This is a genomic window from Streptomyces triticisoli, from assembly GCF_003270085.1.
Taxonomy (GTDB): domain Bacteria; phylum Actinomycetota; class Actinomycetes; order Streptomycetales; family Streptomycetaceae; genus Streptomyces; species Streptomyces triticisoli.
The window spans coordinates 1-13996 of record NZ_QFDQ01000119.1; the positions used below are offsets into that span (position 1 = coordinate 1).

At 68.9% G+C, this 13996-nt stretch carries 6 protein-coding genes and 3 pseudogenes; 7 read left to right on the forward strand and 2 right to left on the reverse strand.

What is annotated here, in order from left to right; genetic code table 11:
* Positions 1–137 precede the first annotated feature (137 nt).
* The 5 genes and pseudogenes from DEP02_RS34810 to pglZ form a co-directional block, all read left to right on the forward strand.
* Positions 138–269 (forward strand): annotated as a pseudogene (locus tag DEP02_RS34810) (group II intron maturase-specific domain-containing protein); the annotation flags it as partial.
* 57 nt (positions 270–326) lie between these two features.
* Positions 327–776 (forward strand): annotated as a pseudogene (locus DEP02_RS34065) (HARBI1 family protein); the annotation flags it as partial.
* Positions 759–1312 (forward strand): annotated as a pseudogene (locus DEP02_RS17980) (DUF7008 domain-containing protein); the annotation flags it as partial. The pseudogenes DEP02_RS34065 and DEP02_RS17980, both read left to right, overlap by 18 nt.
* A gap of 91 nt (positions 1313–1403) precedes the next feature.
* Complete coding sequence (gene pglY / locus DEP02_RS17985) at positions 1404–5282, forward strand: BREX-2 system ATPase PglY (protein WP_112468596.1); 3879 nt, start codon at positions 1404–1406, stop codon at positions 5280–5282.
* The gene (gene pglZ / locus DEP02_RS17990) at positions 5282–8191 is read left to right on the forward strand and encodes a BREX-2 system phosphatase PglZ (RefSeq protein ID WP_112468599.1); all 2910 of its coding nucleotides are present in this window, start codon (positions 5282–5284) and stop codon (positions 8189–8191) included. Before pglY ends, pglZ begins: the two co-directional genes overlap by 1 nt.
* A 12-nt stretch (positions 8192–8203) precedes the next feature.
* On the opposite strand, the gene DEP02_RS17995 is transcribed toward pglZ, so the two are convergent.
* Together DEP02_RS17995 and DEP02_RS18000 are read right to left on the reverse strand one after the other, a co-directional pair.
* Positions 8204–9256: a CBS domain-containing protein gene (locus tag DEP02_RS17995; RefSeq protein WP_112468601.1), complete on the reverse strand. Its 1053-nt coding sequence runs from the start codon at positions 9254–9256 to the stop codon at positions 8204–8206.
* Positions 9253–11070, reverse strand: a complete 1818-nt coding sequence (locus tag DEP02_RS18000; RefSeq protein WP_112468603.1) for a DUF262 domain-containing protein — start codon at positions 11068–11070, stop codon at positions 9253–9255. Before DEP02_RS18000 ends, DEP02_RS17995 begins: the two co-directional genes overlap by 4 nt.
* A 708-nt stretch (positions 11071–11778) precedes the next feature.
* On the opposite strand from DEP02_RS18000, the gene DEP02_RS18005 reads away from it, so the two are divergent.
* Positions 11779–13065, forward strand: a complete 1287-nt coding sequence (locus DEP02_RS18005) for a hypothetical protein (protein WP_112468605.1) — start codon at positions 11779–11781, stop codon at positions 13063–13065.
* Between the two features lie 171 nt (positions 13066–13236).
* Positions 13237–13995 carry a sulfite exporter TauE/SafE family protein gene (locus DEP02_RS18010; protein WP_112468607.1) on the forward strand — a complete coding sequence of 253 codons (759 nt, stop codon included), beginning with the start codon at positions 13237–13239 and terminating at the stop codon, positions 13993–13995.
* Position 13996 lies beyond the last annotated feature (1 nt).

The following is a 13996-nucleotide window of genomic DNA, read 5'->3' on the forward strand; positions in this document are numbered from 1 at the left end:
CGAGGGAGAAGACGCTGATCACCCATATCGAGGACGGTCTCGACTTTCTCGGCTGGCGTATCCAACGTCATCGGAAGCGAGGCGCCAGTAAACGCTTCGTCTACCTCTATCCGGCCAAGAAGGCGCTTCGCTCCATCATGGCCAAGGTGAAGAAGTTGTGCTGGCAGGACGTGAATCTGCCGCTCGATGCCCTGCTGCACCAGCTCAACCGGGTGCTGCGGGGCTGGACCGCCTACTTCAGGCATGGTTCGTCGAAGGCGACTTTCAACTACCTCCGGGCCTACACCTGGAAGCAGGTATTTGGATGGCTTCGCCGTAAGCATCCCCCCGGCCCCAACGGCGCGGACCTGTGGTGGTCCGGAAAACACAAGCACCATGGCGGGAACGTGCAGGTGATCTCCACCCCGGACGGCTGGCCGATCTGGGTCTCACCGGTCCGCCCGGGCCGCGAGCACGACACCACCTGCGCCCGCCACCACGGTCTGATCGACGCCCTCAACCGGATCGCGGCCGAGCTGGGCATGCCGACCCTCGTCGACCTCGGCTACGAGAACGCCGGCGACGGTTTCCGCCACCCGCACAAGAAGCCCGCAGGTGGCGAATTGACCGACGCCCAGCAGACGTACAACAAGGTCATCCGCGGCGTCCACGGCGTCTGCGAGCGCGCCAACGCCCTGCTCAAGACGACCTTCAAGGCCCTGCGCCGGGTCAGCCTCGACCCCAGCCGCATCACCAAGATCGCCGCCGCGGCCCTCGTCCTGGCCGCCCTGCGCTACAAGCCCTCCGGGCTGAAGAAGCGCGCGGACTGGGAGGAGGTGTGGGACCTGCAGCGCAAGGAGGACGCCGCGCCCGACGAGCCGGCCAAGCGGAAGATCCGGGACTCCATCCCCGTACCGCCGAAGTACACCTCGGCCGACTTCCTGCGCCCTCCTACTGGAAGGCGCGCGGCAAGCTGGACGTGCCCAAGGAGCGGTTCATCTCCTACGGGCAGACCAACGCCGCCACCCCCGAGCTGTACGGCTGGGCCGGATGGGACCACCGCGAGCAGGCGCAGGCCCTGGCGACGTACTTCACCAACACCGCGCTGACCACCGAGGAGATCACGCCGTTCCTCGCCGGCCTGCTGGAACTGCAGCCGTGGCTGTCCCAGTGGCACAACGAATTCGACATGCTCTACAGCGGCTCCCCGGCGGCCTTCTTCGCCGGTTACCGCCAGACCCAGCAGGGCGAGCACGGCCTCACCGACGACGACCTGCGCACCTGGCGTCCCCCGGCCGCCACCCGGGGCCGCCGAGCCACCGCCAAGAAGTAACCCGAGCTGTTGGCGGCGCTCCGCCCGCCGCCACCGACCACCCCACCCGCTCAACCGCTCCATGCCGCACCCGTAAGGAGAGCGAGACACCATGGCCCAGCAGCCGCTCCTCCGCGATGTCATCGACATCAAGAAGTCCATCTCCACCTCGGACTTCGTGCTGTCCCTCGCCGAGGCGACGACCCCCGAGGGCGCCGAACACGCACTCAAGGACTACGTCGTCACGGAGCGGCTGCTGGAGAACTTCGACGAGGCGCTCGACCTCATCAAGGCCGCCCGGGACGGCCACCGCTCGAAGGCCGCCTACCTGCACGGCTCCTTCGGTTCCGGTAAGTCGCACTTCATGGCCGTGCTGTACGCGCTGCTCAGCGGCAACCCGGCCGCCCGCGCCCGCACCGAGTTCGACCCGGTCCTCACCAAGCACGAGTGGCTCGACACGGACGGCAAGAAGTTCCTGCTCGTGCCGTACCACATGCTCGGCGCGAAGGCCCTCGAACAGCGCGTGCTCGGCGGCTACGTCAGCCACGTCAAGAAGCTGCACCCGGACGCGCCGACCCCGCAGGTCTACCGCACCGACTCCCTCTTCGCCGACATTCGCGCCATGCGCGCCAACATCGGCGACGAAGCCGTCATCCGGGGGCTCGGTGTCACCGACGACGAGGAGGACGAGTGGGGCGAGGGCTTCGCCTGGACCCCGGCCCTCCTCGACGCCGCCCTCGCCGCTGAGGAGAACCACGAGGCTGGCGTCTCCCTCGACCTCCGTAACCCCTCCACCCCGGTCGAACTGCGCGCCAAGCTGGTCAGCGACGCCAGCACCAATCTTCTCCCCGGCTTCGCCAAGAACGCCGCCGAGGACGAGCACGGGTTCATCTCCCTCGACGCCGGTCTCTCCGTGATCGCCGAGCACGCCAAGTCGCTCGGCTACGACGGGCTGATCCTCTTCATGGACGAGCTGATCCTCTGGCTCGCCACCCTCATCCACGACCAGAAGTTCGTGGCCCGCGAGGCCAGTAAGATCACGAACTTCGTGGAGGGCGGCGACGCCCGCCGCGCCATCCCCGTCGTGTCGTTCATCGCCCGCCAGCGCGACCTGCGCGAGCTGGTCGGCGAGGAGGTGTCCGGCGCCGCCGAGTCCTCCATCCAGGACACCCTCAACCTGGCCTCCGGCCGGTTCGACAAGATCACCCTGGAGGACCGCAACCTCCCGCAGATCGCCCACGCCCGCCTCCTCAAGCCGAAGAACGCCGAGGCGGAGCGCCTCATCGACGCGGCCTTCGAGCAGACCAAGCGGGTCGGCAGCCAGGTGTGGGACACCCTGCTCGGCTCCGACAAGGGGACGACCGGCGCGGACGCGGAGTCGTTCCGGCTGACGTACCCCTTCTCGCCCGCCTTCATGGACACCCTCGTCCACATCTCCTCCGCGCTGCAGCGCTCCCGCACCGGTCTGAAGCTGATGGGCCAGCTCCTCGCCGACCACCGCGACGATATCCGCCTCGGCCAGCTCATCCCGGTCGGTGACCTGTACCCGGTGATCGCGGAGGGCGGCGACAAGCCGTTCACCGACAGCCTCAAGGTGGTCTTCGAGGCCGCCGACAAGCTGTACAAGACCAAGCTGCGGCCGTACCTGCTCAGCACCTACGACATCACCGAGGACGACGTCGAGCAGTACCTGCACCGGCCCGACACCCTCGACGACCCGCAACTCGCCAACCGCTGCCATCTGTTCGTCGGCGACAACCGACTCGTCTGCACGCTCCTGCTCTCCGCCCTCGCGCCCAGCGTGCCCGCCCTGTCCGAGCTGACGATCCGTCGGCTCGGCGCGCTGAACCACGGGTCGGTCACGGCGCCGATCCCGGGCAGCGAGGTCGGCATCATCAAGAACAAGGTCGCCGAGTGGGCGGCCCGGTTCCCGGAGATCAAGGAGACCGGCACCGACGCCAACCCCGGTGTCCGGCTGGAACTGTCCGGCGTCGACGTCGACTCCGTCATCGCCAACGCCCAGGTCAACGACAACCCCGGCAACCGGGGCGCCCTCGCCCGGCGGCTGCTGTCGGAGGAACTCGGCGTCGAGCACGGCCAGTTCGCCGACGAGCTGAACTTCACCTGGCGCGGCACCGCCCGCACCGCCGAGGTCGTCTTCGGCAACGTTGCCGACGAGGACGAGCTGCCCGACCACGACCTGATGCCGCAGCAGGACGGCCGTTGGCGGATCGCCATAGACCTCCCCTTCGACGAGGGCGAGTGGGGGCCCGTCGAGGACGCCAACCGCATGCAGCGGCTGCGTGAGCGGCAGCAGGGCGAGCGGTCCCGTACCGTCGCCTGGCTGCCCGCCCACCTGTCCGCGCAGCGCCTCGCCGACTTCCGGCGGCTCGTCGTCATCGACAAGGCCCTCGCCGACGAGCACCGCTTCGACACCCAGTACGCCGGCCACCTCAACGCCGACAACCGCAGCCGCGCCAAGGGGTTGCTGGAGACCCAGCGGGACGCCCTGCTCAAGCAGGTGAAGGCCGCGTTCAAGCAGGCGTACGGGCTCGCGCAGAAGCAGGCCGCCGACGTGGTGGTCGACTTCGACGACCACCTGGTGGCGCTGCCCGACGTCGACGACCTCACCCTGTCCTTCGGGCAGTCCCTGCACGACGGCATCCGGCACGTGGCGGGCAAGCTGCTCGCCCACCAGTACCCGGCCCACCCCGACCTCGACCCCGACGCGACCGGCACCGCCGTCAAGCCCACCGACGCACGCAAGGTGTTCACCCACGTACGGGCCGCCGCCGAGGCACGCGACGGACGCGTCGAGGTCCCGGCGGGCGACCGCAAGCTGATGCAACGCATCGCCGGACCGCTACGCCTCGGACAGCAGAAGGAGGCGTACTTCGAGCTGTCCCGCTACTGGAGCGACCACTTCCGGCAGCTCGCCAGTGCGCAGGGCGTCACCGGTGACTTCTCGCTGATCACCCTCACCGACTGGACCGACCAGCCCGAGCCGCGCGGCCTGCCCGACTTCCTCGCCCGGCTCGTCGTCGCCTCCTTCGCCGAGATGGACGACCGGGTGTGGGTGCGCGGCGGCACCGTCCTCGACCCCGCGCCCGAACTGGCCGCGGTCAAGGACCACGACGCGCTGCGCAGCCAGCCCCTGCCCGGCGAGGACGACTGGGACACCGCGCGGCAGCGCTACGAGACGATCTTCGGGCAGAAGGCGCCCACCCTGCGCCGCGGACGCATGGTCAACCAGTTCGCCCGCCAGATCACCGAGTCCGCCCGCACCTTCAGGGAGGACGCCGCCGAACTCGTACGACGGCTGGAGGAGCACGCCACCTTCCTCGGCCTCGACGAGACCGACGACACCGGACGCCTCGCCCTCGCCCGGCGCTCCCTCCAGCTCCTGGAGACGCTCACCGGCGGCGCGGCGCAGGGCGGCGGGGCCGGGGCGAAGAAGACCGTGGAGGCCCTCGCAGGCTTCGACCTGGGCACGGTCAGCGCCGACCGGTACGGCACCTCCGTCAAGCAGGCCGGCAGCGTCGCGCGGGCTGTGACCGAAGCGCCCTGGCACACCTTGGAACTTGCCACCGGGCTCGGCGTCGAGGGCGCGGCACTGCTCGACTCGTTGCGCAACGTGGCCCGGGGCGACCAGCGCACCGCAGACCTGCGCGAGGCCCTGAAGCGCACCGGGCAGGAAATCGTGGCCCTGATCAAGCGCAACCAGGCGGCAGCCGCCCCGCCGCAGGCGCCCCTCACGCCCACGACGGCCACGGCCGACGACCTGTCCCTGAACACGCCGACGAGCGACCCGCGCATCCCCTTCACCCAGCAGCCCGCCGCACCCCAGGACACCGGCGCGGCACGCCAGTCCGCCGGCCGCCGCACCACCACCGCCGCCCAGGCGGCCAAGGCGTTGGAGTCCGAGCTGGCCGAGCTGGCGAAGAACAACCCGGGCGCCACCATCGAGATCAGCTGGCGGGTCGTCGACTGATGAGTACCACCACCCCCATCCCCACCCCCGCCGACTCCGCCGCCGTACCGGGCGCGGTCCGGCTGAACACCGCGACCGTCACCCAGTACCTCTCCTCCCAGCCCCAGCTCGCCGCATCCCTCCGGCCGGGAGGCGAGGACCGGCGCCGGGTCGTCCTGCTGCGCTCCGCGCCCCAGTGGGACGGCCCCGCCGAGCCCGCCTGGGCCGAGGGCCGCACCGCGCGTATCGCGGCGGCGCCGTCCCCGCTCGCCGTCCACGAACTGGTCCTCGACCACCTCGCGGGCCGCACTCCGGGCCCCGCCGTGCTCGTCGTCCTCACCGACCGCGAACAGCATGAACTCGACCCGGCGATCCTCGCCCGTGTCCACAAGAAGGCCATCGACACCGTCGACGGCTGGGACGTGGTCCGGGAGGCGTTCGGCGCCCGGCAGGTCGACCCGCGCCTGAAGGACGCCAACTGGGCCGCCGAGGCCCTGCTGGACGCCACCCCGCCCGGCGGCTGGCTGTCCCGGCAGTACGCCCTCACGGCCCTGGTCCAGCGCCGGCTGCGCCTCGGCCGCTACGACACCGACACCGCCGTCGCCCCCGTACAGCGGCCCGGTGACGACCGGCTCGACGCGCAGGCCCTGCTGCACTGGTCCACCCGCGCGGGCGGCCCCGAGCGGCTCCTCGCACTGCGCGGCCCGGAACGTACCGGACTCGCCGCCTTCCTCGGCGAGGACGACCAGGCCGGACTCGCCGGGCGTGCCCTGCTCGCCCTCGTCGACGCCGAACGCGGAGCCGACGCCGTCGCCTTCGGCCTGGTGTGCGCGGCCCTGTGGGAGCACGCCGAGCCCGCCCCCGAGACGTACCAGGCACGCGGGCGGGCCGAGCGCTACTTCGGCGACCAGCCCCCGGCGACGGTCGACCAGCTCGACGCACTCGTGTCCGTCTTCAGCCGGGCCGCAGAGAAGTACGTCGTCGCACTGCTGGCCACCGGCCACCGGACCGGCGGCACGGACCCGGACCGGGCGCGCGAGGCCCGCCGCCTGAGCGGCATCGTCCTCGACCGGGCGGCGGCGCTGGCCCGGCAGTTCGGCGCGGAGAAGGCCGTCGCGTCCAGCCCCGTCATGACGGGTGGGCTGGAAGCCCGCTTCACCGCCGTGGGGCACGCGCTCGCCGCCGGTGGAACGGCCGCGGTGGCGGACGCCGTACGGCACCTGGCGGACCATGAACTGGCCGGTGACCCGGAGGAGTCGGCCCGTATCGAACGGGCCCGCATGGGCCGGCGGCTCGCCCAGTGGCTGGCCACTGAGCTGCCCGCCGAGCCGCCCACGGTGGCCGACGCCATGAAGGGGCACATCGCCGAGACCGGCTGGGTCGACCTGGCCCTCGAACACATCGAGGCCGGCGGCGACCCCGACCCGGTGCTGAAGGCCGCGTACGACACCCTCGGTACGCGGGTCCGTGAGCGGCGGCGTGCGATCGACGCCTCCTTCGCCCGCGAACTCGCGCTCTGGACCGAGTCCGGCACCCAGCTCGGCTCGACGCTGACCGTGGAGAGCTTCCTCGAACAGGTCGTGAAGCCGGTCGTCCGGCACGGCGAGGGGCGGCGCGTGCTGCTCCTCGTCCTCGACGGCATGAGCGCCGCCATCGCGGACGAACTCGGCGAGGAACTGCGCCGCACCTGGGCCGAGTTCGATCCGCTGCCCGAGGACGCGCCGCAGCGCCGAGCCATGGCCGCCGCACTGCCCACCCTGACCGCCGTCTCCCGCACCTCCCTCTTCGCGGGCCGGCTGATGAAGGGCACCCAGGCCGACGAGAAGCGGCTGTTCCCCGCGCACAAGCTGTGGGGCGGTGCCCCGGCCGCCGTCTTCCACAAGGACGACCTGCGCACCGAGCACGCGGGGGACACCTTCGGCCCGGCCCTCACCGAAGCGCTCGGCGGCGGCAGGACGCACGTCGCCGTCGTCCTCAACACCATCGACGACCGCCTCGCCAAGGAGCAGAAGCTCGGCGACGGCGCCTGGCGCGTCGACCACGTCGCCGGGCTGCGTGACCTGCTGCGGGTGGCTGCCAACCAGGGCATGGCGGTCGTCCTCACCAGCGACCACGGGCACGTCGTCGACCGGCACGGCGTGAAGGTGGACGCCGCCGAGCCGCCGTCCGCCCGGCACCGCCTGCCCGGCGGCGGCCCGCTCGCCGAGCAGGAGATCCGGCTGTCCGGCCCCCGGGTCGTCTGGCCCGAGCCCGGTGCGGCCATCGTCGCCCTGTGGGACGCCGACTCCCGCTACACCACGCTCAAGGCCGGCTACCACGGCGGTGCGTCACTCGCCGAGTTCACGATTCCGGTGCTGGCGTTCCTGCCGTTCGAGGCGGAACCGCCCAAGGGATGGCGGGAGCTGGGCGACCAGCGCCCGGAGTGGTGGCTCCCCGGGACGCGGGCCGCCTCCGCTCTCGCCGGACCGGGAACGCCGGTCGCCGCTCCGGCGAAGAAGCTGGCGCCCAAGCCGAAGAAGAAGCAGGCCGAACTCCCGGAGAACCATAAGACCCTCTTCGACGTGACCGTCGCCGCGGGCGGCGAGGACACGCTCGTCACCCCCACCCTGGTCTCCCCGGACGAGACCCTGGTCAACGGGCTCCTCGACTCGGAGACCTACCAGGCCCAGCTCGGTCTCCTGGCCCGCAAGCCGCCGCAGGAACAGATCAGGAAGGCGCTCGCGACACTCGTCGACGCGGGCACCCTCCCGGTCACCGCCCTCGCCCAGCGCGTGGGCCTGCCGCCGACGCGCGGCGACGGTTTCGCGGCGGTCCTGCGGCAACTCCTCAACTACGACGGGGTCCAGGTCCTGGAAACCCTCCCGGACGGCCGCACCCTCCGGCTCCACCCGGCCCTGCTCCGTGACCAGTTCGACCTGGGAGCCGGGTGAGCGGGAGCAGGGCTACGAGACAAAGGCCCGCAGCACCTTGGCGAAGGTCGTCAGCTCGTCGAGCATCTCCTGCGGGAGCGGCTTCTCGTCGAAGTGGGCGATCCGGTTGCGGATGTCCTTCACCCGCTTCAAGCGGCCGATGAACTGCTCGCGGGGCATGTTGGGCCACTTCAGTGCTTCCCAGTTGAGGTCGGCCTGCTTCGCCAGGGTCTGCTTTGTCTGGCTGCTGTCCAGGAGCCTCAGATAGTCACCGAACATCAGGTCTGAAACCTGCCCGGTGCGGTGCTCCGGTTTCCTGTTGGTCTGGACCGTCTTGATGGTCTCCGGGTCCAGGGCCGCGCCCAGGCAGCGGCGCAGCAGCGACTCGATCTCTCCCACAATGAAGAAGGGCCGTGCCGCCCCCTCGAAGCGTTCCGTGACGTCGGCGGCGGTGACGCTGCCCGAAAGACAGCCGTCGTCGCCGCGGACGAGGAGATAGCCGTGCTCGCGGATGACCGGGAGGGCGGCGAAGAACTCCTGACGGGCGTCGGCGACGGGTAGCGAGTCCTTCTCCATCGCGTTGTCCAGCGTGGGCTGTTTCCCCGCCTCGTACATCTTGGCCACGGACCCCCAGGTGACGACACCGTGGACCTGCGCCATGCCGGTGGTCACCGGCACTTGGGAGAGACCCTTCGTGCGCATGAGAAAGGTCGTGTGTGACAGGGGGGTGCTAGGACCGACGGACACCAGGCCGCGCCGCGCCGCGGGGATGTCGCCGAGCAGCAGCCGTTGCGGCAGGGCGTGCGACGGCAGTGCCTCCTCCGTCTCGTCCGTCCCCTCGGCCGCATCGGTGGTTGCGCGCTGTGCGGGAATGGAGGTGAGTGGCACGACGTCGACGGTGCTGCGCAGGCCGCACACGGCGAAGTCCGGCAGCGTCGTCAGTCCGGCGTCCGTCAGTGCCTGCGAGATGTGGTGCACCGACCTGTGGTCGCGGACCCTGACCCGGAAGAGGTCGAGGATCTCCTGCACGGACACGGTTCTGCCCTTGAGCGAGGCGACATCCCGCTCGTGCGGTCCGGTCATCATCGGACGTCGCCCTCCGGAAGGTCACGCAGCATGGTCTTCTTGCCCATGGCGGAGTGCACCAGGTCCTGCAACTGCTTGGAACGATCGTGGTAGAAGCGCTCGTAGTCGTTCTCGCGCAGGGCGTCCGGATCGATCAGATGGGTGGACAGGACATCGTCGAACCACTCGGGCCGCATGTCGGACGCGGCGATCATGGTGGACAGGTACGACGACGGCGCGCCGGTCATGTCCATCGCGGCACGGTAGGAGAGGGGGCTCTTGTTCACGATCGAATTCGTGGGCAGGCCTTGGCTGTTGCCCCGCCGGAACCACGCCTTGGGGAAGATCTGCCGCACGTCCACGCCGTACTCGTCCAGCCTGCCGGGACTGAGTGGGGCATCCGTGTAGTGCCAGTCCACCGCCCCCTGCTTGATCAGCAGGGCGTAGACCCCCTTGTAGGCGGCGCTGTTGCGGGTGGTGAGGGTATCGAGGCGTTCGGCGAAGAAGAACGCTTCCGTAACCGTTTCGGGCGCCTTCTCGTCCTGCCCGATCCACGGGACGAGCTGCTCGACGTCCCGGGTGAAGCGCGTCTCCGTGGAGCCGCCGTACATCTCGCCGAGCACGCCGCACCAGAACCACTGCTCGATCTTCTCCTCCGCACCCATGCCGTCCGTCGCGGAGTCGAGGACGGCACGCACGGCCGCGAGCGGGACGAGCTGCGTCTTGTACGGCAGGTCGGCCGGGCGGACGATGCACTGCCGTTCCAGGAAGTCGCCCACCCACGCGAAGGCGTCGGCGAGCTTGGGCGCCAGGCGTACGAAATCGGCCAAGGGAAGCTCCAGCAGATCGCGACGCTTGCAGGACACCGTCGCGCCGGCGCCCGCCTGCTTTCGTTCCCAGGTGCGCACCAGTGCGATGGCCTGCAGGAAGTCGATGCTGCTCAGCCCGTTCTCGATGCCGCTCTCGGGACGGCCGAAGACCGGGTACTTACTCGCGAGCCCTTGCTTGATCTCCCGCCACACCTCGGGAAGCTGGTAGTAGTCACCGGTCCGCTCCACGTACTCGCGGTCTCCGGCGTAGGTCGCGGTGAGCAGTTCGAAGACGTTCAGGGGCACACCGCCCGTGTTGACCCGCTCGAACACCGCGCAGACGGCGTCCATGGAGGTGGAGGCGGCCAGCCGGATCATCGGGACCTGGAAGGCACGGACCTGCTGGAGGACCGCCTCGTCGAACTGGCCCCACAGGTCCCAGTTCCGGTCCTCGTCCGCCTTGATGTACGCCTTCTTCCACTCGTTCACGCGCTGGGCGTCGAAGACGAAGTGCAGGGGGAAGAGGCCGGCCGCGCACTCGGCCTCCGTGGTGCTCAGGTCCAGCACCACGGTGCGGTTGAAGTCCGTCCGGAGCACCTTGTCGGCCGGGACGGACACGATGGCCTCGTCGCGGTCCGCGGATGGCCCGACGGCCTTCGCGATGTCGACGTAGTACCACCGCTGGATGGGCTTGCTCCGGGCGTCCGCAGTCTCCACCGGTGCGTCCAGCCACAGGGCTTGGAAGAGGGAAGTGAGGCGCTGCTGGCCGTCCAGCAGCAGCAGGTCGGCCGTCGGGTCTCCGTCCGGCCGGGCACCGGTGAGGGTCCGGGAGCGGAACCGGGTGGCGCCGCCGGTCTGCAGCGTCATCACGACGCCGAGAGGGTAGTCCAGCGTGACCGTCGCGATGATCGCCCGGATCCGGTCGTCATCCCACTTCCAGTTCCGCTGGAAGTCTGGCAGTTGTAAGGAGCCCGAGGCGACGTCCGCCAGTACATCCCTCAGCTTCACGTTGTCGAGCGCCGCCATGTGACTCCACTTTCGACTTGCCGCCTGTACGGAGAGTGATTCCATCAGCGCTCTCCGGTAACCGTCAACCGGTTCGTCGAAGAACGAGATCAAGGGGCCGCCCAGCGGAAGCCTCGCGTGGCCTACCAGTACTTGCCCACGGCCGGCTGCTCGGCCGGGACTTCCGTCTGTTGCTGCTACGGCTCCCGGGTCACGTCCGCATCGAAGTGACCGCCCCGCGCCCCGAACGTGTACCGCCGCCGTACCCGCCTGCTGGGCCCTGCTCACCCGAAAAGGGCATGACTCACCGAGGTGAGCAGATGGTGTCTACGTCTCGTAAGGCACCGTGCAGGAGCAGTTCAGCCAGGCTGGGGCGTGCTTGAGGGGCTTGTCGCGTCGGTCGGACGCCCACCAGGCGCCGCACGGCAGTGGGTGAACCGTCCCCGTCCCAGGCGAGCGGTGGGGCGCTGAGGGAGTTCGGAAACGGTGACGCACGTTGCACAAGCGCCGAGCACTACCATGCTCTCGCCAACTACGGGCGCTAGGCTAGTGAGTTGTAACGCATAGGACCGAGCAGGTCACCAACGGGGACGGGAGCCGCGGTGTGGGCGCTGTAGCAATGGACGGTTCGCTTCATACGGCGATGGAAGCCGGGCTGCACATCTTCGATCGCGAGCAGCCAACGAGCTTCATGTGCTTCGACGTGCCTGAGCCTGACGGGACCGCTCAGTGAGCTCGGCGGACCGCCCGCTCGAAACGGTCACCGGAGCACGTCAGGCCATGACAGTTGTCGTTCCTGTGCGGCTCCTGCGCGAGCCTGCCTGGGCAGAAGGTCCGTTCCCGTTCGAACTGGGTAACCGTCGCACCGATACTGCCACCCGAGCAACTTACTTCACCGCAGCTTGCGCCCGCGTTCTGTATGGCACACCAGAGCGCCCCTGTCGCTGGCACCGCATGGTGGCGGCCGCCCATGACGGGATGCATCTGATGGGTATGGAGTTGCTACGCACGGCCACGGCTCGTGATCCGCAGGCCGCTCTGGCCGTCATGCACTTCACCGTGGAGCGGCCGCTGCTGTCCGTGCTCCGCTCGATCTCCCACCGGCCGGGCTCTCCACCGGATCCGCTGATTGGCCCCTTTTCCCCCGTGGATCTCCTCGAGGGCGTGGCAGGCGTTCGCGTCGCCGACGGAGCATCCGCTATCGCCCGCCCGTACACCATCGCCTTCCTGACGCTGGACAGCAGTCACACAGCGGCACTGCGCCCCGACCACAAAACTGAGTTGCCGGTTACCGCAGATCAGTGGCTTTGGCAGCTTGCCTCTCGATCGACACCAGCAGACTTTCCGCTGGCGCCTGAAAGCGCCCCAGATGAATTCGCCAGTGCACTGCGGATATCGGCTGACTGGAGCGCGCTGGTCCTGCGCCACGGGGCTGCTTTTCTAGGGCACCGCGCCGACAGCGGCGACGGCGATTTCTATGAATTCGCAGCTCTGCACGCCCGCACCGTCTACCTTGATGCTCTGTTGCTTGGTTCTCTCCAGCGTGATCACATCGACGAACTCACCGACGAACTCTCAGACGTCTTCAACGTGGGCCGCCTGGCACCCCGGGTCGCATCGCTCGAGAGGAACATTGCCCGTTTCCGAAGCACTTACTGGCGGCAGCATCTCACCGCGCACGGACCAGCGAACAATCTCCTCATCGCTTTCCAGGACCAGCATCGGATGCCCATGCGCTTCGCTGAAATCCTAGCTGAGACCGCCGACTACAGTCGGTTGGTGCAGACGCAGGAGAGCCAACAGATCAGCGGTGCTCTCGGCGTCATCACCATCCTTGGCTTGCCGCTGGGTACCGCGCTTGGCATCCTCCAAGTGCTCGGGGACGACTCGCTGAGCCACCTCGCTATCGCCCTCGGTTCGTCTATCGTCGCCACAGCAGCCGCCTTCACCACCCGATATGGCCGCCTGGTGCTCTCTTCGCTGCGAGGCTCGAACGGACAGAGGTCGGCACCTTAGTTGTGGCGGAACCATAACTGCACAGGCTCGCTCAGAAGGCACTGACTTTTCCTGGTTGGTGAGAGCCTACTGGCCGGGCGCATAAAGCATGGAGTAAACTGGTCTCGACCTGTCGTAGATGTCTTTTCCGCCTCGCCGGGACCTTCGGTGCTTCCTTCCAGAAAGGATGGCATGAGCCTCAGTGCGGAGTACTTGGCGGTCATCTCCCTCCTGTCCCTTATCCCCTACAGCCTAAAAGGGCTCACAGGTTTCGGACCGGCACTCCTGTTCGTTCCGCTGGCCTCCGCGCTGTTCGGTCAACCCCTCGCCGTGGCCGCCTCCGGCGCACTCGACGTTACGTCCGGGGCAGCCCTCACCGCCACGGACCCGCAGATCAGGCGTGGCCATGAAGGATTCTTCATCGGCTCCGCGATGGCCTTGGGGACGGCTGCCGGGGTTGTTGCCCTGAGTCGCATTCCCAGCACGGTCTCGGCCGGCGTCCTGGTAGCCGCTGTCGTCATTGGTTTGATCTCGGTTGTCGATGCCCAACGCAAGGGTCCTGTCGAGACCTCGCGGAAGATCGGTCCTCGGGGCGGCCTGGTGGGACTCCTTGCCGGAGCCATCGGCGGCATTACTGGTATCAACGGTCCCCCGCTTGTCATCTACCTGCAGCGGGTCCTGAGTCCACATGATCAGCGCATTGTCCTCACGCGCGTTCTGCTCGTGTCAGCAGTGGTTCGAGTCATCACCTTCTTCTTCGTGGGCAACCACATCGCGGAAGCCATGATCTTGACGCTTGTATGCCTGCCAACGCAACTGGTTGGCTTGCTCATCGGAAGCAGGTTCGCGAAGAAGACCTCACCCAGGAGACTGGCTGGCATCAACAGCTCGATTGTCGCCATCTCCATTATCTTAGCCGCTTACAATGCATTTGCGGGGACTGGGGGGTAAC